The sequence below is a fragment of the Streptococcus sp. HMSC065H07 genome (assembly GCF_001837325.1).
GTDB classification, from domain to species: domain Bacteria; phylum Bacillota; class Bacilli; order Lactobacillales; family Streptococcaceae; genus Streptococcus; species Streptococcus salivarius_H.
Genome location: NZ_KV832026.1, coordinates 88,424 through 109,413, shown reverse-complemented (window position 1 = coordinate 109,413; position 20,990 = coordinate 88,424). Strand labels below are relative to the sequence as shown.

Sequence of the window (20,990 nt, the reverse complement as noted above, 5' to 3'; positions counted from 1 at the left end):
ACTCGCTGTTCTGATTTGTCCAGTATGGTTTTATGTTTCAAATTAATTTTCTGAGCCCATAATATGCTTGATTTCTTCAAGTCTGTCTTTAGGGACCAGCATCACAGCTTGACGACTAGAATAATCCAGTGGTTCTCCAGTAATGGTCTCAAGGTGATAACCTAATTTTTCTCCCATAATACTTGCTGCGGCATAGTCCCATGGGTAAATAACTGAAAAGTAAGCTAAAATTTGACCAGATAGAACTTTTGACATGCTTAAACCAGCACCACCGTAGACACGAACGCCCAAGGTCTTATCAATAAGGTCTTTTAAGCCGTGAAAATTTTTAGCATACATAGCTCCATTGCTAGCGACTAGACAACGATCTAAAGGTCGGTTTTTATATGCTGGAAGCAACTTGTCATTACAATACACATCAAACTGGCCACCACCATAGAAAAGTTGATCAGCCATGACGTTATAAATGAAGCCAAATTTTCCTTGTCCCTCTTCATAGTAGGCAATCATAACACAAAAATTATCTTGTTGGACAATAAAATTGACCGTTCCATCAATAGGATCCAAGACCCAGACATTTCCATCTTTGATATTATGAACCAAGCCATTTTCTTCAGCGAAAATATTGTCTGATGGGAAAGCTGATTTGATGCGTGCTACCAGTAAATCTTGTGTTTGTTTGTCAATATTAGTGACTAAATCATCAAAAGCCGTCTTCTCTTCGACCGTGATAGTTTTACTTAAACTTTCTTTAATAAAAGCACCGGCTTCTTTGATGATTTCTTTGGCGAAAATCAGTTTATTTTCCAAGTGATACAAATCCTTTATCTTTTGCTTTAGCAGCTTTGACAGCTTGATAGGTTGAAAAACCGCTAGCTTCTTCAAAGGCCTTGTCTAGTTGCTTTTCAGGCGCTTTGCCTGGAACAACGGTTTTAAATGCCTTATAGGCTTGCAAGAGTTGGTCACGGTCAACCTTGCTCTCGTATGCTTTTTCTACCTGACTCAAAAAATGAAGCACTGTGGTAATTTCCTCAGTGCTCCATGATGGATCGAGTGGGTAGGAATAGTTTCCTTTAGTCATTGTTACCCTCAATTTCAGCTCGAATGGTCGCTTGGCGCAATTCTTGTTTTCTATAATCACGAGGCAAAAAGGCACGAATCTCATCTTCGTTGAAACCGATTTGCATGCGTTTGTTGTCCATAATGATAGGTCGACGAAGAAGATTTGGGTATTCAGAAATCAAATGAATGAGTTCCTTGATGGTCAAATCATCCACATCGATATTCAGCTTCTGAAAGACTTTTGAACGGGTTGAAATGATATCTTCAGTACCATTTTCCGTGTAAGACAAAATCTTCATTAACTCATCGTGAGTTAATGGGCTCGTGATAATATTGTGTTCGTCAAAAGCAACTTCATGATTGGTCAACCAGGCTCGTGCTTTCCTACAGCTGGTGCAGCTAGGTGATAAAAATAAAGTTACCATGCAAACACCCCTTTCACTTTAACATTCCTAATCATTATACATTATTTGATTAGTTTTGGCTACGCTTTCTTAAAATTTTTCCGCGATTTTTTTATCAGCCTCCAGTTGAGCACATAGTTCATCGATATTATTGAACTTAATCATATCACGGATATAATCCAGCCAAAAAACTTCAATTGTCTTTCCATAAATATCGCCTTCAAAATCAAAGATATTGGCTTCAAGACGGAGTTCTGTTCCCCCAAAGGTAACGTTTTTTCCTAGGCTAGTCATGGAACGATAGCGTTTGCCATCAATTACAACATCGGCGACATAGACACCATCAGCTGGTAGAAAAGTCCTATCAATAGGTGCTAAATTTGCTGTTGGAAAACCAATGGTACGTCCACGGGCATCACCATGCACCACGATGCCACGTGTAGAGAATTCATGGCCAAGGAGTTTATTGGCTTCTTTAACCTTGCCTTCTCGTATTAATTGACGCACACGTGTTGACGAAATCTTTTCACCATCGCTTTGTTGCTCCTCAATGACATGAACATTACCAGAAAAATTACGGGCAAGATAGTCCGCATCTGTTCGATGATGTCCAAATTTGTAATCAAAGCCCACAACAACCTCTTGGGCTTTTAGACGTTTAATATAACGAGCAATGAAATCGTCTGAACTTGTTCGAGCAAAATCACTATTGAAATCTGTTAAATAAAGCTGATCAGTACCATAGGCTTCAAAAAGATCACAACGTCTCTGAGGTGCTGTGATATGAAGGAGGAGATCATCCGTATACCTTTGAAAAGTCAATTGAGGACTCTCATTAAAGGTAAGGACAGCTACTTCAAGCTGTTTTTCATCAGCAATCTGGCGCGCCTTATCAAAAAGGACCTTATGACCACGGTGAAGAGCATCGAAATACCCTAAGACAAGAACCGTTTCCTTTTCCTGATGGATATCTTTATAATCATTAATAGAAGTTATTTTCATTGACTTAATACTTTTCTAGGTTTATAAACTTGATTTCGCTTTTCCATGATGGCTAGAACCTTGTCTCCTAAAAAGGCCGCAACTAAGGGTTCTTGGCTATCGATAGTAATAAAGCGACCAAATGAAATTTCTTTAGCATCATCCTCAGTGACTTGAACAGCTGGTAGGTCCTGAACACCAAATTCGATGGGAAGGAGGAAGGAACTATCCCCCGCTTCTACCATTTCTGAAATTTGTGAGAGTGTTAGTGCCTCATCTAAGGTTAGACCAGCTGAGGCTGTTCGACGAAGAGCGGACATATGACTCGCGTATCCGAGTTTAGCACCCAAATCGACAGATAAAGTACGGACATAAGTCCCCTTGCTACAAGCAACACGGAAGGTGAATTTTGCGGTGTTGTTTTCTAGCGCGATGGGTGAGGTACGGACAAATTCAGTAATTGTCACTTGACGTTGTGGACGCTCTACTTCTTCTCCAGCGCGTGCGTACTCATAAAGTTTCTTTCCGTTGACCTTAACCGCTGAATACATAGGAGGAATTTGTGTGATTTCTCCCTCAAAACTAGCCATTGCCATATCGACGGTTTCTTCATCTAACTCTGTAACAGGAGTTGTTTGAACGACATCTCCACTAGCATCCTCGGTAGTTGTAGAAAATCCAATGGTAATTTCTCCCTCGTAGACCTTACCTGCTTCTGTCATGTATTCAATAACACGAGTAGCTTTTCCAACCGCTATAGGTAGAACACCAGTAACATCTGGATCAAGAGTTCCGCCGTGCCCAATTTTTTTCTCATGTAATATTTTGCGTAGTTTAAAAACAGCATCATGACTGGTCATCCCAGACTCTTTTTTTAGATTAATAATTCCTGAAATCATACTTTTAATTATATCAAAAGCAATCCTAAAGAGCTAGGTAGAAACATAAAGAGGCAGAGAGCAAAGTCTCAACCCCCTTAAGTATTATAGTCATAAGCAATCGCAGGCCTGCTAGCTTTTTAATCGATATCTCTATTAAGGTCGCTTTCCAATTCAAAGAAAGGCTGAATATCCTGCACATATTCTAGGACACCCTGAAAGTCTCTCTTGTCATCTCTAACAGCTGCATAGGTAACATAAACGAATTTCCCTAAACGTTCAGATTTGAACCACATTGGAACTTGGTCACGCTCCCCACTCTTCAGTAATTCAAAGATTTTCTTGACCTTATCAAGTACTTTTGGCGGATGACAAAGTTCAACGTTTCGTCCAATTTGGCTAGGTGTTCGTTTAAAAACCATCTCATTGGCGGGAACATTATCATTATAGTACTGGAAAATATCGTCTTTATTGACGAAAGTGATTTCCAAAGAAAGATGGTTGAGAATGAGATTGGCCTGCTCCACAGAAAGATAACCATTGCCAAAAGGCTGAGTCGTTTCTCTATCTACGATAGTTTCAGTTTTTGGTTTTGGAGTGAAGCTGATGGTGAACTGCCCTTCGGGAGTGTCAATAATTCGGGTATTGTCCAGATGTTCGTCACTACTTAGTTCAGATTGTTCTTGCGATGTATCAGCATTTACCTCCTCAAAACGTTCACGCTTAGGTTTCCAAACGGCTGTAGGTTTTATTATTGCATAGCCATAGGCATCGCTTTCTTCGGCAATCGAAAGCCAATCGTCTTGCGTGAAGGTTTCAAGCAGAATCATAAGTAAGATAGCCTCTTCTTTGAAAATCATGGCTTCAAACTCTTCTGAGAATGCTTCGAAAGACTTTGAAAATTCTTCTAAATTAGCATCTGGAAGTTCTTTTAGTTTAGCTTCTGCCGTTCTAAAAAGTTTTCGGATGTCATCGTCTACTCCCCACATCACTTTTGGAGGGGAGTCATGGCCGTAACGCTCCATTATTGGAAAGAAAAGCTTTTCTTTACGCGTATAATGATTATGGAATTGACCAAGTAGAGTCATCTGATGCTTAAGTCCATTGAACAGGTCAGATTTAAAATCTTCATTTTCAGGCTTACTAATATTTTCTATGATACGTCGGATACGGAGAATAGCTGAACGTAGGGCTAAATTCTCTTGTTTAAACACATAAACAGGGTGGCCCTCTTGATCAGCGTCTGCCACTTCCACATCTGCAATAGCACCTTTAAAGAGGTTTGCGTGAACATTACAGAGGCTCATTACGTCTTCAAAGGTAACCCCATCTTCTGATGACATCAATTCATGCTCCATCATAGAGATTTCGAGGGCAGATACTCCCTTGAAGTGTTGATTGAAGCGCTCTTGAACACTCTCAGGACTGGCTCCATGGTGTAAATCTAGTAGAATTTCTTTGAGTATTTGAATACGACTATCTTCCATATCAGTCACCAATTACGTCATAACCGTTGAAAATCAAGGTTTGCTTAATTTTATCTAGGGGAATATTAGCTAACTTAGAGCCAGCTTTTAGACTAGTCACCTTACCGACAGTATTTAGCATAGCTGGATTAGACAAGGGCTTGAAACCGAGATCAATCAGTAATTCCTTAACCTCTGGATGCTCTTTAATGATTGTTGCAACAGGTTGTGATAAATCTATAGTGTTGGTAGTCATAATGACCTCCTAATAACATATTTACTACTTCCATTATACACGAGAATAATGAAAAAAAAACCAACAAATCTTAGTTTGCTGGCTTTTGATTAATTTCCAAATAAAGCTTCTGTGACATTATGCTGGATATTTTCCCACTCCTGCTCTGCCCTCACCATCTTACGGTGGTAATCAGCACGCCCACGCAAGTAGGCAGCAATTTGATAATCTTGCTTCACAATTGGTATCTCAGGAATTTTGATATCCAAGAGGTCAGCCGTCGATAAATTTAGGACAGCCTTTCCCTTATCAGCATAGTCTAAATAGGCACGACCAATCTCTGTCTCAAGGAAAAACTTGATGTAGAAACCACGGAGTTTTTCCTTAGGTCGTAATACTGTGATATTTGATGAGGCGACAACTTCTCGCTTGCCCTGATCTTCGAAAACAGCAACTTTTTGTACAGTTCCCTTAGAAGCAATAAGAACATCTCCATCTTCTAAGAGAAATCGTAAAAGTTTACGGCGTTCCTCAGAAAACGTTTTAAGGTCATCGTAGGCAATGCCGTTGGGTGTCATATCCGATAGATTAATGACAGCGAATTCGCCAGGTTCTGCCTTAGCAGGGACAGCTTTTCCTTTAAATTGATCGACAACATCGCCTAAACGAACAAGTTTGTCTGTATTAGCTTCGTAATCGATAATCAGTTGAGGTCTTTCTTTTTCAGACATTGAATCTCCTTTTTTATATTTTACTATCCATATTGAGTATTGCTATACAATAATAGCAAGAAGCTAATACTTTTGCAAGTAAAAACTGTAAGAAAGGAAAAATAAAAAAGAGACCTGAGCCTTATTTTATAAGCTTTTAACCGCTGCTACTGCTGCTTCATAGTTTGGATCAGTATTGATATTGTCCAAATATTCGACATAAGTAATCTTATTGTCAGCATCTGCCACTAAAACTGCACGCGCTAACAAGTGCCACTCTTCAATGAGGACACCATAATCTTTACCGAAACTATTATCATAGTAGTCAGAAAGCATGATGGCATTTTCAAGTCCTTCAGCACCACACCAACGAGCTTGTGCAAATGGTAGGTCCACTGAAATAGTAATAACTACTGTATCGTCTAATTCTGACAATTCCTTGTTAAAGGTACGTGTTTGAGTTGAACAGATTCCAGTATCGATTGATGGAACGATAGAGATAACTTTTTTCTTTCCATCGAATTCTGAAAGTGATTTTTTCGTCAAATCTGTTGTGGTCAAGTTAAAGTCACGCAAGGTATCTCCAACTTGAAGTTGTTTGTCTTCTGCTACTGTAACTGGTTTTCCAATAAATGTTGGCATGTTAGTCCTCCAATACTTTTTTTACTATTGTACTGTAAATATAGCAATAAGCCTAAGCATTTGTTTAGAATTTTTCAAACAGTAGTCTAATTTTTTCAGCAATAACTGCATTAATTGCAGGAATAACCTCATCCGCAAAGTTTTTTAGGTAGGGATAATCACCAATTTGCACTCCATATATAGCATTTTTGAAAAGAGAAATATCATTTTGATCATTTCCAAAAGCTACAAAGTCTTTACCAAAGTGGTTTAAAACAGTACTAGCCTTGATCACACCTTTAGGATTAATGTAAAGACACCTTTCGATATCATGATAACTAAGGTCTAAACCTTCCAGTTTGTTTAGATTAAAGATAAGGTCTTCACGTATATCCTCATGCTCTACAAGTGGCATAACAACTTTGATAGGCTCATTAAGTTCATGAACAGGCAAAATACTTGCTTTGTTTAATGGATCAACATTTGAAAGAAAAGGGATTTGCTCAGGATTTTGAATAGCATAATTAAAGGTATCATCAATAAAATAAGGGAGATTATAAGTATCACAGTAGCTAACAATCGTTCTTAGAGCAGGAGAAGGTATTGTGTATTGTGATACTAAGTGTTCATCTTGGAAGACTTCACCACCGTTTAAGCCAACTACTGTCAGCTTTCTCAATTCTCCCTCTAAAATACTAAGACAGTCTCTGTAAGAGCGTGCTGTTGCAAAAATAATTTCATGACCGTATTTTGGTGCAGTTAAAAGAACCTTTTGTAAGTCTTTTGACATGGTCATACCATCAAAACATAGGGTTCCATCCAAATCAAAAACAAATTTCATAGGGATAGTATAACAAAAAACCAGCTAAAGAGCTGGTTAAATTATTTAGTATCGAAATACTTAAATTTTATCAAGAGCTAGTTTTAAATCTTCAATCAAATCATCTGCGTTTTCCAAACCAACTGAGAGACGAATTTGATTTGGAGTGACGCCACAAGCTAGTAAATCAGCTTCTGCCAATTGTTGGTGAGTTGTTGTTGCAGGGTGCACCACCAAAGATTTTGCATCAGCAACGTTAGCTAAATCTGAGAAGATTTCAAGATTATCAATTACGGTACGTGCTTCGTCTTGTCCACCTTTAACATGGAAAGTGAAAATAGAGCCTGGTCCTTTAGGGAAGTATTTTTGTGCCAAATCATAGTAAGGACTTGATGGTAATCCAGGATAGTTAACTTTTTCAACTTTTGGATGATTTTCTAAAAAGTCTACGATTTTTTTAGTATTTTCGACGTGGCGTTCGACACGAAGTGAAAGTGTTTCAAGTCCTTGCAAGAGCAAGAAAGCATTGAAAGGTGCCAAGGCAGCCCCTGTGTCACGCAAAAGTTGTGTACGAAGGGCAGTTACAAATGCTGCTGGACCAACATCACGCGTATAGCTGATATTGTGGTAAGATGGATCCTCGTCAACCAACTGTGGGAATTTGCCTGAAGCTTCCCAGTCAAATTTACCAGAATCGACGATAAGACCTCCAATAGTTGTTCCATGTCCACCGATAAATTTAGTTGCAGAATGAACCACGATATCTACTCCATGGGAGATAACATTGATGAGATATGGAGTTCCAAAAGTATTGTCAGCAACCAATGGAATCTTATGACTGTGAGCAATCTCAGCAATTTTTTCAAAATCAGGAATATTGATAAGCGGATTTCCCAAAGACTCAATCAAGACAAGCTTGGTATTATTTTTGATAGCAGCTTCAATTTCTTCAGGATTGTCAACATCTACAAAAGTTGTTGTGATACCATAGCGTGGAAGAGTTTCTTTTAAGAGATTGAATGTCCCACCATAAAGGGTTGTTGCGGCAACAACATGATCGCCAGCATGTGCCAAACCAAGGATAGCATAGGTGATTGCAGCCATACCTGATGCTGTAGCCAAGGCACCAACACCACTTTCGAGGGCTGCAATACGTTCTTCAAGTACTGCTACTGTTGGATTGGTAATACGTGTGTAAATATTACCAGGCTTTCTAAGGGCAAAGAGATCTTCACCTTCTTGAGCGTCGTCAAAAACATATGAAGTGGTTTGGTAAATTGGAACAGCACGTGATTTTGTTTCCTTGTCAGGTGTTTGTCCAGCGTGTAATTGTAAGGTTTCAAATGAAAATTCTCGTGACATATGGGTGTCCTCCAAAACAAAAGTTGACTTCATTCTACACCCAGAAAAGCTAGCTGTCTAATAGAAATTTTTTATCAATGTGATAGGGAGGGCTTATAAAAAGGACCTTTCGGTCCCTTTCTATTTCTTCTCAATAGGTGCTACGCTTGCCAAAACTTTTTTTAGTCCAACTTCTGGGAATTTTATCTTAAGTTCTTGTGTCTTGCCACTTCCAGTTACTTCTAGGACGGTACCATCTCCCCATTTCTTGTGGTGGGCGATATCTCCAATTTCCCAGTCAGTAACTGAGTTACCAGAGTCTGAAGTCTTGCCAAAAGGTAGTCCCCCAGTAGCTTTTGAAAATGGCTGAGCGCCAGTATGTCTTTGCGGTTGTGCATTTGCTTTTCTGGTCTGAAGCGCTTGTTGTAAACTCATGCCCTGACCAAATTGTATCGGCTCTTCCTTTGTAAAACGAACACCAAATGATGAATTGGCTGGACGTGCTAGACCTTGATATTGTAATAAATCATCTGAAATTTCACGTAAGAAACGGCTAGGACGATTATAGCTAGTCTTACCAAAAAGCGTACGTGTATTAGCGTTGGTAAGGAAAAGAATCTCTTCTGCCCGAGTGATACCTACGTAAGCCAAACGACGCTCTTCTTCGAGTTCATCTGGCTCTTCTGAGGCACGTGACAAAGGGAAAACTCCCTCTTCCATACCAATTAGGAAGATAACTGGGAATTCAAGCCCTTTGGCAGCATGGAGAGTCATCAAAGTTACCTCTGCTGCTTCCATATCACCATCGTCCGTATCAGCAATTAAAGCTAAATCGTTTAAGAAACGGCCTAAACGGTCAATACCTGTCTCGTCTTCCGTACCATCGGTGTTGGTTTCGTCAAAATTCTTAGTAACAGACATGAATTCTTCGATATTTTCAATGCGCGCTTGACTTTCAAGTGTTTGTTGCATCGAAAGAGCATCCAGATAACCAGACTTATCCAAAACAGCCTCTACAGCTTCAGTGATGCTTAGTCCATCTAGCTGGTCGCGTAGGTTCAGAATCATGTTAGCAAAATCGTAAACGCCCTGAGCTGCTTTCCCCTTAATCGGTGATAACATAATATTAGCTGAAGCATCTAGGAGACTCATGTTTTGCTCATAGGCAAAGGTACGAATCTTTTCTAGTGTCCCAGGCCCAACTCCACGTTTAGGTTCATTAACGACACGTTCAAAGCTAATATTATCCGCAGGGTTGGCAATCAAGTTCAAGTAAGAAATGACATCACGAATTTCTTTACGGCTATAGAACTTGGTTCCTCCAACCATGGTATAAGGAATATTAGACTTGAGTAAAGCTTCTTCAATGGTACGAGACTGAGCATTAGTACGGTAAAGTACAGCGAAATCCTTGAAGTTCTTACCTTCTTCACGAATAATGTTATCAATAGTTGAAGCAACAAAAACAGCTTCATCACGCTCGTCATTAGCACGGTAATAAACAATTTGTTCACCGTCATCATTTTGAGTCCAAAGTTTCTTAGGACGGCGGTTACGGTTGTTCTTGATAACTTCGTTGGCTGCTTGGAGAATTTTCTTGGTTGAACGGTAGTTTTCCTCCAAGAGGACAACCTTAGCTTCAGGATAGTCCTTCTCAAAATCAAGGATGTTCTGCATGTCAGCCCCACGCCAACCGTAGATTGATTGGTCAGCATCACCCACGACACAGATATTCTTGAAGCGAGATGCTAAGAGTTTTACCAACTGATACTGAGCATGGTTGGTATCTTGATATTCATCCACGTGAATATACTGATAACGCTGCTGATAATAAGCGAGCACATCGGGATTTTTATCAAAGAGACGCAGAGTCATCATAATCAAATCGTCGAAATCCATGGCTTCACTACGACGGAGCTCTTCCTGATAGGCTTTGTAACATTTAGCAACGATTTGAGTATACATGTCACCAGCTTGGTGCTCATAAGCCACTTCATCCAAGAGGTCATTTTTTGCGTTGGAAATGGTTCCTAAAATAGCACGTTCATTCCACTTCTTAGGATCAAGATTAAGATTCTTGAGAATTCGTTTCATCAAAGTACGTTGTTCACCAGGATCCACGATAGTAAAGTTTCGATTGTAGCCAATATGGTCCGCTTCACGACGAAGGATTCGCACGCACATACTATGGAAGGTCGCAATCAAGGTTTCTGAAGTTGCTGGGTTTAAAGCCATAGCACGCTCACGCATCTCACGAGCTGCCTTATTGGTAAAGGTAATGGCCAAAATATTCCAAGGATTAATCATTTTTTCGTCGATAAGGTAGGCAATGCGGTGGGTAAGCACACGTGTCTTCCCAGATCCAGCACCAGCCATAATCAATAAAGGCCCTTCAGTCGTTTGGACGGCTTCGGCCTGTTTGTCATTCATACCAGTTAATAATGGGTTCATCATATTCTCCATTCTCAAAAATAAGCTCTACTATTTTATCATTTTTTAGATGAAAATGCAGACTCTATTCATAATGCATATGAAATAACTTTAGAAAATAATCGTTTGTTTCTATTGGAAAGTTTTTTGCTTAAGATTACTGATATTCCTAGCTTTTTCTAGCTTGGGAGGAAGACATTCTAAAGAATAATATTCGGATTTTTATAGTTTTGATGAAAATTAGTGTTGACACTGTTCGGTTTTTTCGATAAGATAGAATCACAATAAAATAAGAACCGAGTGATGTCATCAGGATGACTGGTGATTGACGGACTTCTGGAGAGATCTTGAAGCAGCCTTAGCTGTAAACAAGACACCGAAGGGGCAAGGGGTAACAACCGAAACTCTCAGGTAAAAGGACAGAAAGCATAGCAAGTTTTTTAACTTGTAGTAATAGCTTTGTATTCTCAGAGGTCTGGTTAAGCCAAACCTCTTTTTTGACGTCTCGGTTAAAGGAGATTGTAAATTTATGTTAGAATTTTTTACTACCATTGATGATTTTGTCTGGGGTCCACCCCTTCTAGTCCTTCTTGTAGGAACTGGGGTTTACCTTACAATTCGTCTTGGAATTTTGCAAGTTCTTCGTCTTCCTAAAGCTTTTAAACTTATCTTTGCTGAGGATAAAGGGGAAGGTGATATTTCTAGTTTTGCGGCCCTTGCAACTGCTCTTGCTGCAACTGTTGGTACAGGTAACATTGTCGGTGTAGCTACTGCCATCAAGACTGGTGGACCTGGTGCCCTTTTCTGGATGTGGATTGCCGCTTTCTTTGGTATGGCAACCAAATATTCCGAAGGTCTTTTGGCTATTAAATTCCGTACACTTGACGACCAAGGTAATGTTTCTGGTGGTCCAATGTATTACATCACACACGGTTTTTCTGGGAAATGGCAAACAATTGCTAAACCTTTAGCCTACTTCTTTGCCTTTGCAGGTGTGCTTGTTGCATGGTTGGGGATTGGTACTTTTTCTCAAGTTAACTCAATCACCGCTTCACTTCAAAATAGCTTTGACTGGTCACCAAAAATCGTAAGTATCTTACTTGCACTTATCACTGCAGCCATCATTTTTGGTGGTATCCAATCTATCTCTAAAGTTTCTGAAAAGGTCGTACCATTTATGGCTGGACTTTATATCCTAGCAGCTCTTGTGGTTATCTTTACTAACTTTAATCAACTTCTTCCAGTCCTTGAAATGGTCTTCCAATCTGCCTTTACTGGTAAAGCAGCCGTTGGTGGTTTTGCTGGTGCAACAGTCATGGTTGCAATGCGTCTTGGTATTGCGCGTGGTGTCTTCTCAAATGAATCAGGTCTTGGATCAGCTCCTATCGCTGCAGCTGCTGCTAAGACCGAAGAACCTGTTGAACAAGGTTTGATTTCAATGACAGGTACTTTCATTGATACGATTATCATCTGTACACTTACTGGTCTTGCTATCCTTGTAACGGGTCAATGGTCAGGTAGCCTGGAAGGTGCCCCAATGACACAAGCTGCCTTCTCATCTGTTTTTGGTACATTTGGTGAAATTGCTTTAACACTTTCTTTAGTTCTCTTTGCCTTTACAACAATCTTGGGTTGGTCTTACTACGGTGAACGTTGTTTCGAATTCATTTTCAAATCAACTAAATTCCTTCCACTCTACCGCCTCATTTTTGTGGTTATGGTTGCTCTTGGTGGTTACCTCACACTTGATGTTGTTTGGAAAATTGCGGATATCGTAAACGGCTTGATGGCATTGCCTAACTTGATTGCCCTCCTAGTCCTTTCACCAAACATCATTAAAGAAACCAAATTATACTTTGAACGCCATAAATAAAGAAAAGAGCTCAGGCTCTTTTTTCTTGGCTTTATCAGCACCAATCCTTGCGACTACTGCTCTTTTGCGTTACAATGAAATTAAATCATTTTAAAACTTATACAGAAAAAATCCAAAGGAATAACTATGTCAATTACCAAAGAATTTGATACGATTACTGCAATTTCAACGCCTTTAGGTGAAGGTGCTATCGGTATTGTTCGCTTATCTGGAACCGATGCTCTTGCTATTGCTAATAAGGTTTTTAAAGGAAAAAATCTAGAAACGGTCGCTTCACATACTATCAATTACGGCCATATTGTCGAAAATGATGAAACCATTGATGAAGTCATGGTCAGTGTTATGCGTGCACCTAAGACCTTTACGCGTGAGGATGTGGTGGAGATTAACACTCATGGTGGTGTCGCTGTAACCAATGAAATTCTTCAACTCCTTATCCGTTCTGGTGCTCGTATGGCCGAACCTGGAGAATTTACCAAACGTGCCTTCTTGAATGGTCGTGTGGACTTGACCCAGGCCGAAGCTGTCATGGATTTGATTCGTGCTAAAACTGATAAGGCTATGGCCGTTGCCGTTTCTCAACTTGATGGTTCGCTTAAGGATCTCATTAACAACACTCGCCAAGAAATCCTTAACACTTTGGCTCAAGTCGAAGTGAATATCGATTACCCAGAGTATGATGATGTTGAAGAAGTGACTACAAATCTTGTCCGTGAAAAGACTCAAGAGTTCCAAGCACTTCTAGAAAATCTTTTGGCTACTGCCAAACGAGGAAAAATTCTACGAGAAGGTCTTTCAACGGCAATCATTGGTCGTCCAAATGTCGGAAAATCTAGTCTTCTTAACAATCTCCTACGTGAAGAGAAAGCTATCGTTACAGACATTGAGGGTACAACACGTGATGTCATTGAAGAATACGTTAATATCAAAGGCGTTCCCCTTAAGTTAATCGATACCGCTGGTATCCGTGACACAGATGATGTTGTTGAAAAAATTGGTGTAGAGCGTTCTAAAAAAGCTCTCGATGAGGCTGACCTGGTTCTTCTTGTCCTTAATAGCTCGGAACCGTTAACTGAGCAAGACCGTACATTACTCGAAATCAGCCAAAATAGCAATCGTATCATTCTCCTAAATAAGACAGACCTTCCACAAGCAATCCAAATGGAAGAGCTTCCTGAAGATGTCATTCCGATTTCAGTCCTCAAGAATGAAAACATCGACAAAATTGAAGATCGCATCAATCAACTCTTCTTTGATAATGCTGGTCTAGTGGAGAAAGATGCTACTTATCTCTCAAATGCCCGTCATATTTCACTCATTGAAAAAGCCCTCGAAAGTCTTGAAGCAGTCAATCAAGGTCTTGAATTAGGCATGCCAGTTGACCTCTTACAGGTTGATATGACACGTACCTGGGAAGTTTTAGGAGAAATTACTGGTGATGCTGCCCCAGATGAACTCATTACGCAACTCTTTAGCCAGTTCTGTCTAGGGAAATAAACATAACTAAATTTATGTAAAAAGATGCTTTGTCATCTTTTTGTTTTGCCAGTAGTTAATACAGAAATATAATTATGTAAACAACTTATCAATACCATCAGACGATTTACTCATGCTTTTTAAGAAAGAAAATGCTATCATGGTACTATCCTATGATTTTGAAAGGTTTGCCATGAGACAAGCAGCTACTGATACAGATTTTCAACATTTGATAGATTTTGACGATAATCTGCTTCCATTTCGATTGACGGAAACTAAGGTTGAAAATGGACGCCCTGATATCCTTTTTCATTGGCATCCAGAGCTTGAGATTCAGTATGTTTATGAGGGGACAGCTCGTTATCACATTGATTATGACTATTTTGACAGTCAAGCTGGAGACATCTTTTTAATTCGTCCGAATGGCCTTCATTCGATTCACCCCGTAAATAATCAGTCTCATCATACGGACACCCTACATTTTCATTTGGATATGCTGGGACAATCGCTGGTGGACCCGCTTAGTCTACGTTACCTACAGCCCCTACAGAATTCTAATTTCAAGTTTAAACAATGCCTGAGACCATCAGACGAGGGGTATAGGGAAATTAGAGCTCTCCTCTTTGAGATTTTTAAGATGATTCGTCAGAAGGATCGTCACTATGAACTTCTTCTCAAGTCAAAACTAGAAGAATTAATCTACCTCCTCTACTTCTATCGTTTGGTAGAGCGAAAAACTTCTGATGATCATTATCGTAAGAATGAGAAGATTCGGGAAATCATTGATTACATTAACCAACATTATGCCGAAAATCTCACTATTGAAAAGTTGTCAGAGCTCATGGGATATAGTAAGACCCACTTTATGACGATTTTTAAGCAACATACAGGTACCTCTTGCACAGAATTTATCATTCAAGCAAGACTCAATGCTGCTTGCGAGGAGCTTCGTAATAGCGTTAAACCAGTTTTGGAAATTGCTACTAATGTTGGTTTTAACAACCTATCCAACTTCAACCGCCAATTTAAACACTATTACGACCAAACACCAAGCCAGTATCGAAAAACACATAGTAACAAGAAGAAAACAAAAAAGAGTTAATCAAAAGGTTAACTCTTTTCTTATCTGCAAGCTTCTTAGTTTTTCTCTTTACCTTTATGTTTTCCACTAAGTCCAAAGAGAGTTAGCAACATGCCAAGTCCGAGGAGACCTGCGTGTGAGCCCTTGTCACCTGTTGTAGGAAGAACTTCAGTTTGAGCAGAAGCTTCTGTCACTTTTCCAGTTTCTTTAAGTGCTTCGCTTCTTGTTGAAATGAAGAATACTTTGCCATTAGGAGTCGTCACTACTTTAGATACGACTGGTTTGCTAGTTTCTAAATCTTTAGCAATAGTTGATGGAGTAACAGGTTCCAAAGGATTAAGTGTAGGGTCTGCTGCATTTTCTTTTTTGTTCAAGGCAGCAAAATCAGCACTTGAAATTGAAATGGTACGTGAATTTGGATTGATAACGGCATACTTAGAAAGGTCTGCATGTGTCAAGTAATCCGCAAAGACGGTATCCATTGAAGGACCTTCTTCACGAGGACCACCAAGCATTGTGTAGCCATCACCACCAGCAGCTAAGAAGTCATTCGTTACAAGGTAGTAAGTTTCATTAGTGTTGAGTGGTTTATAGGTACCAGTTTCTGGATTAAAAATGTCAATTGACAAGATACGTTTTTCTGCTGGAAGTGTTGTGTCATAATAAACACGAGCTCCTGATACTTGAAGGAAACCGCCAGATGGTTCAAGAAGAGCTTGACCATTTTCATCTAGAACAGTTTTACCACTTTCGTCAACTTGGAGAATAGAACCAAGAGATTTGACAAACATATCATGGATATTTTGACCTGTCACTTGAATTTGAGCAACTGAGTTACCAAATGGAAGAACGGCAATGATATCACCTTTAGTGATTGGTTTGTCTTTGGCAATTGTCTCACGAAGACCACCACCGTTTGTTACGGCAAGGTTAGACTTGTGTGTGAAGGCTGATTGTCCATAATCTAAGAGAGAATCAGCGACAACATTACCAAGGTTAGTTTCGCGAACACGAACGTCCATACGGTTACCGCTAAGTTTAACTGGACTATTTTCGATAACGACTTTCGAAGAATCTGCCTTGTATTTAGCTTGGATATCATCAATCATAGCTTTAACTGTTGGGTTAACTTGATAATTCTTCTTAGCTTCGTCGTGTGAGATTACGCCATGTGACAAGATACGGTCAGAATTATAAACGACGCGGCCGACATTGTTAAGGTAGCTACCAGTTTGGTTGTAAGTGACATTATCGCCGTATGTTGCTGTGTGAAGAGTGTGTGAGTGACCATCAAGGACAAGAACACGTTTTCCTTTCAAAGGTGCATAGTTTGAAAGAGCTTCTGCCAATGTTGATCCACGCCATTCAACTGGAGTTGTTGTATCTATACCCAAGTGACTAAGGACAACATAAGTCTTGTATTCCTTACCTTCGGCACGGGCATTTGATTCCACTTGGTCAACAACAGCCTTAACCTCAGTAATAGGATCGGTGAAAGAGACACCAGGAATGTTACGAGGGTGTGTCTTAGTAGCTGTCTCAGGTGTAGTGACACCAATAACAACTACTTCATCTCCATCAACACCAGGTGTTTTGTCAACGATTGTAGATGGTTGGAAAAGACGGACGCCATCTACATATACGTTAGATGTGATGATTGGGAAATTGATTTGTTTGCTCAAACGACGCAATTGGTCAAGACCAAAGTCAAACTCATGGTTACCCACTGTCATGGCATCAAAACCAACAGCATTCATGACGCTTGCCATGTCTTCACCTTTAGAACTGTTTGAGATTGGAAGTCCTTGGAATGAGTCCCCGGAGTCAAAGACAAGGGTTGTTCCTTTTGAACGAGAATCATTTACGATACCAGACAAAAGGGCATCACCAATAACTCCGTTACGATCATCTTCAACCATACGACCGTGAACATCGTTGGTGTGAAGGACAGTTACAGTGTCGTTGCTGGCACTTGTGCTAGCATTTGTCACGACTTCTGTTGTAGGAGTTGCGGCTGCAGTTGCTGTTTCACTTGCTGTAGCAGCAGGTGTTTCGCTTGTTTCAGCTGTTGAAGCAGTAACAACTGATGTTGAACTAGCTACTGGTGCTGCAGACTCGCTAGATGCAGTTGTTGCTACAGTAGATGTCGCATTGGTAGTTGCCTCTGTAGCTACTACTTCAGTGCTTGGTGCTGTTACAGCTGCATGAGTTTCTACCTCGTCTGCTTGGACAGCATTGGCCAAGATGGCAGTTGAGACAAGTAGGGTTGATAGGGTCGTTGCAACGACTGTTTTCTTCTTCATTCCAAAATACCTTTCTGATTGTTAAATCGTTTTTATTATACCACATTTATAAGATTAGAATTAAATAAATTTCAATGTTTTATTAGATAATAAAACAATTTTTTAATAATCAATAGGTAGCTAAACGTTTTTCAAGATAGCCTTGAAGCAGTTCAAAAGTAAAGCTCAAAGTCCAGTAAATAAGGGCGATTAGGATATACATAGACATGTAGTCATACTCACGCCCACCGATAATCTTAGCATTTTGGAAAATGTCAGGCACTGTAATCATAGCCGCCAACGAGGAACTCTTTACCATGTCAATGATGACATTACCAAGAGGTGCTACTGCTATACGCATGGCCTGAGGTAAGATAATTCGACGGATAATAGACTTCTTAGGAAGACCAAGAGAGCGAGCGGCTTCCCACTGCCCCTTATCTACGGCAGCTATGGATGAACGAAAAATCTCTGCCATATAAGCGGCACTAACACAGGAGAAACCAATAAAGGCACAAAGAAGGGCGGGCAGCTGAACACCAACGTAAGGCAAACCAAAATAAAGAATGAAGAGCACGACCAACATAGGGACCCCACGCATGATGGAAATATAAACACGGGCAGGATACTTCAACCAAGGTTTTTGCGACATCCGCATAAAGGCAAGGATGATGGCAAATACATTCCCCACCATAAAGCTTAAAAGGGAAATCCCCAAAGTATAGGGCAAACCTGATAGAACATAGGGAATGCTCTTTAGAATCAGTGAAAAATCAATAATCATAAGTCTATCTTTCTAAACAATTCTTTAGCAAATAAGCGATCCAATTGGATCGCTCATATTATTCAACATCAGAGATGTCAATCTCAGTGTAGTCAACTTTCGTTTTCTTTGTAACGTCTTGACCAGCAAAGAACTTCTCTGAAATCTTGGTAAGGGTACCATCTTTCTTCATGTCTTTGATAGCTTTATTAACTTTTTCTTGAAGAGTTTTATTCTTCAATGAGAAAGTAAAGCTTGTTGAGTAAGGGTTACTGTAGATACCATCGTTGATCTTAACAGGGTACTTGTCTTTGATAGCGGCTACTGCCATCTTTTGCAAATAGTAATCATTGACGATAACGTCTGTACGACCATTTACCAAGTCTTGCATATAAACGTCATTGGTAACATTGTCATATACGACAAGTTCAGCACCCATTTTTTTGGCAATCTTCATGTACTTGGTACTTGCAGCACCGGCTGCTTTCTTGCCTTTGAGGTCCTTCCATGAAGAAATTCCTGAATTATCTGATTCACGGACTACCATGGATGTAAATGAATACTTGTATGGTTCAGAACGCAAGAATTTTTTAACGTTCTTGTTGTCATCTTCGAGTGAGTAGTTAGCGATATCTACTTGACCACTATTTACAGCGGTAAGCATGCCATCCACGCCCATCTCCGTGAAGTCAATTTTCAACTTAAGACGTTTTCCAACTTCTTTGAGAATCTCAACGTCATAACCAGTCAAATTGTTCTTATCATCGTGGTAGCTTTGTGGGTAAAGAGTTCCAGCAGTCGCAACCTTGATGCTCCCACGTTTCTCAATCTTTTCCCAGTTCTTCTCACCTGTACTCTGTGACGAGCAGGCAACCAAAAAGACCGCAGCCAAAATTAGGCTAAATACGGCGAAAAATCTCTTTTTCATCTATGTGTGTCTCCTTAAAAAATGAAGTTAAGTTAAAAACTTATAATCTTAGCCTACACTATTTGAAAGGGTTTCACAAAATATTGAACTGCAAATGAGAATGTCTAGCTAAAAACCGAACATTCTTCCATCTGTTGGGTCAAGTGTAAGAGGAGGTCCTCTCTTCCCTTGGCAGCTGTCAGTTGAACACCGAGTGAGAGACCCTGCTCGTCCCGATAGACAGGTAAAGAAATCGATGGTTGTCCCGTCAGGTTAGCTTGTTGCGTGAAAGGTGTCCAGTCTAAGCTGTCCGCAAACATTTCCCAAATAAGTTCCTGCTGCTTTGGCCAGTCAAAATCAGCCATATGTTTGAGTTGATTTTGTAAGTTTTCAGAAAGGGCAAACTGTCCATGCTTAGGTGCCACATCCGCAACTGTTGGTGTTAGAAGAATATCGTAAGTCTCATGAAAATTCGCCATCTGATGGCTATACTGATCCCACTGGGCTAGAATTTTAGAGTAAATTTTAGCAGGAATCTTTTGCCCAGATTGGAAAATAGCCCAAGTCATCAACTCCATATCTTCAAGGGTCATCTTCCGTCCTAAACCAGCCTCTATGGAATCAAACATGGCAGCCGTCTCGACACTATTCATGATGTAGTAAGACTGCATGGCTTCAACCCCATTCAAGGGCTGGTCGCTGATTTCATGCACATAATGTCCTAGACTTTCCAATTTTCTAGCAGCTTTTTTTGTCGCTGCAATAGCAGATTCAGACACCTTACCACCAATAGGAGAGAGAGTCGAAAAAGCAATCTTCAAAGGTTTAACTGGTTCTTCTAAAGACACTTTGCTAAGCTTCGGTATAATAAAGGGACTTTCCATCTGACACGTCTGCATGTGATAGAGCAAGCGTTTTGTATCTCGTACAGTCTTAGTCAAGGCAAACTGGACAGATGCACCCTGCCAGCCACGGAAAGAACTAGGACCGACAGGAATCCGTCCTCTGCTAGGCTTAAGACCAATAAGTCCGTTAAAGGAGGCTGGAATACGGATAGAACCTCCACCGTCACTAGCTGGTGCCAAGGGAGAAATGCCAGAACTTATAAGAGCTGCCGCACCACCACTTGACCCGCCAGCATTACGTGTCACATCGTCGGGCAGGTTAACAGGACCATGAATCTGAGCATCACTGATATTTTTGAAGCCAAACTCAGGAGTGCTAGAACGCCCTAAAATAATAAATCCCAGTTTCTCAAGTTTCTTAACATAATTATCCGTCTCCGTTGCACGATAACTTGTAAATAGTCGAGAACCTGCAGTTGACGGCTCACCAGCTTGCTCCTGCCCCAAATCCTTTAGGAAAATTGGAACTCCAGCAAAAGGCCTTTCTGAAAAGTCTCTAGTTTCTGCTTCTTTCAATGCTTTTTCGTAGCGTTGACTGACGATAGCATTGATTTTAGGATTCGTCCTCTCGGCTTCACGAATGGTAGCCTCCACTAGTTCTCGGGGACTGACCGTCTTATTTTGCACGGCTTCAGCCATTGCCGTTGCATCTGACCACTCATTAATTGTCATCTTATACTCTCCCTGCTTATCTTTTCCTAAATTATACTAAAAAAAGCGAAACGCCTAAAACGTTCCGCCTTAAATCTTGATAA

The 20,990-nt window shown here is 40.2% G+C and carries 19 protein-coding genes and 1 riboswitch; of the genes, 3 read left to right on the top strand and 16 right to left on the bottom strand.

What is annotated here, in order from left to right:
* Positions 1-42 precede the first annotated feature (42 nt).
* From HMPREF2637_RS03675 to pcrA, 12 genes are all read right to left on the bottom strand, one after another.
* Complete coding sequence (locus HMPREF2637_RS03675) at positions 43-810, bottom strand: inositol monophosphatase family protein (RefSeq protein ID WP_064524438.1); 768 nt, start codon at positions 808-810, stop codon at positions 43-45.
* Positions 800-1,081 (bottom strand): UPF0223 family protein, encoded by a 282-nt coding sequence (locus HMPREF2637_RS03670; protein WP_004182521.1) that lies wholly within the window; start codon positions 1,079-1,081, stop codon positions 800-802. The genes HMPREF2637_RS03675 and HMPREF2637_RS03670 overlap by 11 nt, the downstream gene beginning before the upstream one ends.
* Positions 1,074-1,487: a Spx/MgsR family RNA polymerase-binding regulatory protein gene (locus tag HMPREF2637_RS03665; protein WP_064520840.1), complete on the bottom strand. Its 414-nt coding sequence runs from the start codon at positions 1,485-1,487 to the stop codon at positions 1,074-1,076. Before HMPREF2637_RS03665 ends, HMPREF2637_RS03670 begins: the two co-directional genes overlap by 8 nt.
* 69 nt (positions 1,488-1,556) lie before the next feature.
* Positions 1,557-2,468: a bifunctional riboflavin kinase/FAD synthetase gene (locus tag HMPREF2637_RS03660; protein WP_014634494.1), complete on the bottom strand. Its 912-nt coding sequence runs from the start codon at positions 2,466-2,468 to the stop codon at positions 1,557-1,559.
* On the bottom strand, positions 2,465-3,346 hold the full coding sequence (gene truB / locus HMPREF2637_RS03655) for a tRNA pseudouridine(55) synthase TruB (RefSeq protein WP_064524436.1): 882 nt from the start codon (positions 3,344-3,346) through the stop codon (positions 2,465-2,467). Before truB ends, HMPREF2637_RS03660 begins: the two co-directional genes overlap by 4 nt.
* 119 nt (positions 3,347-3,465) lie before the next feature.
* The gene (locus tag HMPREF2637_RS03650) at positions 3,466-4,812 is read right to left on the bottom strand and encodes a DUF438 domain-containing protein (RefSeq protein ID WP_064524434.1); all 1,347 of its coding nucleotides are present in this window, start codon (positions 4,810-4,812) and stop codon (positions 3,466-3,468) included.
* A gap of 1 nt (position 4,813) precedes the next feature.
* Positions 4,814-5,047, bottom strand: a complete 234-nt coding sequence (locus HMPREF2637_RS03645; RefSeq protein WP_064524432.1) for a DUF1858 domain-containing protein — start codon at positions 5,045-5,047, stop codon at positions 4,814-4,816.
* An 89-nt stretch (positions 5,048-5,136) separates the two neighbouring features.
* Complete coding sequence (locus HMPREF2637_RS03640; protein WP_064524430.1) at positions 5,137-5,757, bottom strand: restriction endonuclease subunit S; 621 nt, start codon at positions 5,755-5,757, stop codon at positions 5,137-5,139.
* A 126-nt stretch (positions 5,758-5,883) separates the two neighbouring features.
* A complete protein-coding gene (gene tpx, locus HMPREF2637_RS03635) occupies positions 5,884-6,378 on the bottom strand; it encodes a thiol peroxidase (RefSeq protein ID WP_064524427.1) in 495 nt (164 codons plus the stop codon).
* Between the two features lie 64 nt (positions 6,379-6,442).
* Positions 6,443-7,198 (bottom strand): HAD hydrolase family protein, encoded by a 756-nt coding sequence (locus HMPREF2637_RS03630; RefSeq protein WP_064524424.1) that lies wholly within the window; start codon positions 7,196-7,198, stop codon positions 6,443-6,445.
* 60 nt (positions 7,199-7,258) lie between these two features.
* Positions 7,259-8,539, bottom strand: coding sequence for an O-acetylhomoserine aminocarboxypropyltransferase/cysteine synthase family protein (locus HMPREF2637_RS03625; protein WP_203171159.1), 1,281 nt, complete (start codon positions 8,537-8,539; stop codon positions 7,259-7,261).
* Between the two features lie 120 nt (positions 8,540-8,659).
* Positions 8,660-10,969 carry a DNA helicase PcrA gene (gene pcrA, locus HMPREF2637_RS03620; RefSeq protein WP_064524421.1) on the bottom strand — a complete coding sequence of 770 codons (2,310 nt, stop codon included), beginning with the start codon at positions 10,967-10,969 and terminating at the stop codon, positions 8,660-8,662.
* Between the two features lie 305 nt (positions 10,970-11,274).
* Positions 11,275-11,381: riboswitch (glycine riboswitch) on the top strand.
* 96 nt (positions 11,382-11,477) lie between these two features.
* Here pcrA and HMPREF2637_RS03615 point away from each other — a divergent pair.
* From HMPREF2637_RS03615 to HMPREF2637_RS03605, 3 genes are all read left to right on the top strand, one after another.
* The gene (locus HMPREF2637_RS03615; RefSeq protein ID WP_064524419.1) at positions 11,478-12,821 is read left to right on the top strand and encodes an alanine/glycine:cation symporter family protein; all 1,344 of its coding nucleotides are present in this window, start codon (positions 11,478-11,480) and stop codon (positions 12,819-12,821) included.
* 126 nt (positions 12,822-12,947) lie between these two features.
* Positions 12,948-14,318, top strand: a complete 1,371-nt coding sequence (gene mnmE / locus HMPREF2637_RS03610) for a tRNA uridine-5-carboxymethylaminomethyl(34) synthesis GTPase MnmE (protein WP_064524418.1) — start codon at positions 12,948-12,950, stop codon at positions 14,316-14,318.
* Positions 14,319-14,457: 139 nt separating this feature from the next.
* Positions 14,458-15,399, top strand: a complete 942-nt coding sequence (locus HMPREF2637_RS03605; protein ID WP_080610524.1) for an AraC family transcriptional regulator — start codon at positions 14,458-14,460, stop codon at positions 15,397-15,399.
* A gap of 35 nt (positions 15,400-15,434) precedes the next feature.
* On the opposite strand, the gene nt5e is transcribed toward HMPREF2637_RS03605, so the two are convergent.
* From nt5e to HMPREF2637_RS03585, 4 genes are all read right to left on the bottom strand, one after another.
* Positions 15,435-17,681, bottom strand: a complete 2,247-nt coding sequence (gene nt5e / locus HMPREF2637_RS03600; protein ID WP_059749166.1) for a cell surface ecto-5'-nucleotidase Nt5e — start codon at positions 17,679-17,681, stop codon at positions 15,435-15,437.
* Between the two features lie 109 nt (positions 17,682-17,790).
* Complete coding sequence (locus tag HMPREF2637_RS03595) at positions 17,791-18,444, bottom strand: amino acid ABC transporter permease (protein ID WP_021144153.1); 654 nt, start codon at positions 18,442-18,444, stop codon at positions 17,791-17,793.
* Between the two features lie 58 nt (positions 18,445-18,502).
* Positions 18,503-19,351 carry a transporter substrate-binding domain-containing protein gene (locus HMPREF2637_RS03590; RefSeq protein ID WP_002884961.1) on the bottom strand — a complete coding sequence of 283 codons (849 nt, stop codon included), beginning with the start codon at positions 19,349-19,351 and terminating at the stop codon, positions 18,503-18,505.
* Between the two features lie 104 nt (positions 19,352-19,455).
* Positions 19,456-20,907: an amidase gene (locus tag HMPREF2637_RS03585; protein WP_070839115.1), complete on the bottom strand. Its 1,452-nt coding sequence runs from the start codon at positions 20,905-20,907 to the stop codon at positions 19,456-19,458.
* Positions 20,908-20,990: the final 83 nt, after the last annotated feature.

Excerpts from the sequence above, each read along its gene's own strand:
- HMPREF2637_RS03670 (WP_004182521.1), bottom strand. The coding sequence starts at position 1,081 with ATGACTAAAGGAAACTATTCCTACCCACTCGATCCATCATGGAGCACT.
- HMPREF2637_RS03665 (WP_064520840.1), bottom strand. The coding sequence starts at position 1,487 with ATGGTAACTTTATTTTTATCACCTAGCTGCACCAGCTGTAGGAAAGCA.
- HMPREF2637_RS03660 (WP_014634494.1), bottom strand. The coding sequence starts at position 2,468 with ATGAAAATAACTTCTATTAATGATTATAAAGATATCCATCAGGAAAAG.
- truB (WP_064524436.1), bottom strand. The coding sequence starts at position 3,346 with ATGATTTCAGGAATTATTAATCTAAAAAAAGAGTCTGGGATGACCAGT.
- HMPREF2637_RS03650 (WP_064524434.1), bottom strand. The coding sequence starts at position 4,812 with ATGGAAGATAGTCGTATTCAAATACTCAAAGAAATTCTACTAGATTTA.
- HMPREF2637_RS03645 (WP_064524432.1), bottom strand. The coding sequence starts at position 5,047 with ATGACTACCAACACTATAGATTTATCACAACCTGTTGCAACAATCATT.
- HMPREF2637_RS03640 (WP_064524430.1), bottom strand. The coding sequence starts at position 5,757 with ATGTCTGAAAAAGAAAGACCTCAACTGATTATCGATTACGAAGCTAAT.
- tpx (WP_064524427.1), bottom strand. The coding sequence starts at position 6,378 with ATGCCAACATTTATTGGAAAACCAGTTACAGTAGCAGAAGACAAACAA.
- HMPREF2637_RS03630 (WP_064524424.1), bottom strand. The coding sequence starts at position 7,198 with ATGAAATTTGTTTTTGATTTGGATGGAACCCTATGTTTTGATGGTATG.
- HMPREF2637_RS03625 (WP_203171159.1), bottom strand. The coding sequence starts at position 8,539 with ATGTCACGAGAATTTTCATTTGAAACCTTACAATTACACGCTGGACAA.
- pcrA (WP_064524421.1), bottom strand. The coding sequence starts at position 10,969 with ATGAACCCATTATTAACTGGTATGAATGACAAACAGGCCGAAGCCGTC.
- HMPREF2637_RS03615 (WP_064524419.1), top strand. The coding sequence starts at position 11,478 with ATGTTAGAATTTTTTACTACCATTGATGATTTTGTCTGGGGTCCACCC.
- mnmE (WP_064524418.1), top strand. The coding sequence starts at position 12,948 with ATGTCAATTACCAAAGAATTTGATACGATTACTGCAATTTCAACGCCT.
- HMPREF2637_RS03605 (WP_080610524.1), top strand. The coding sequence starts at position 14,458 with ATGGTACTATCCTATGATTTTGAAAGGTTTGCCATGAGACAAGCAGCT.
- nt5e (WP_059749166.1), bottom strand. The coding sequence starts at position 17,681 with ATGAAGAAGAAAACAGTCGTTGCAACGACCCTATCAACCCTACTTGTC.
- HMPREF2637_RS03595 (WP_021144153.1), bottom strand. The coding sequence starts at position 18,444 with ATGATTATTGATTTTTCACTGATTCTAAAGAGCATTCCCTATGTTCTA.
- HMPREF2637_RS03590 (WP_002884961.1), bottom strand. The coding sequence starts at position 19,351 with ATGAAAAAGAGATTTTTCGCCGTATTTAGCCTAATTTTGGCTGCGGTC.
- HMPREF2637_RS03585 (WP_070839115.1), bottom strand. The coding sequence starts at position 20,907 with ATGACAATTAATGAGTGGTCAGATGCAACGGCAATGGCTGAAGCCGTG.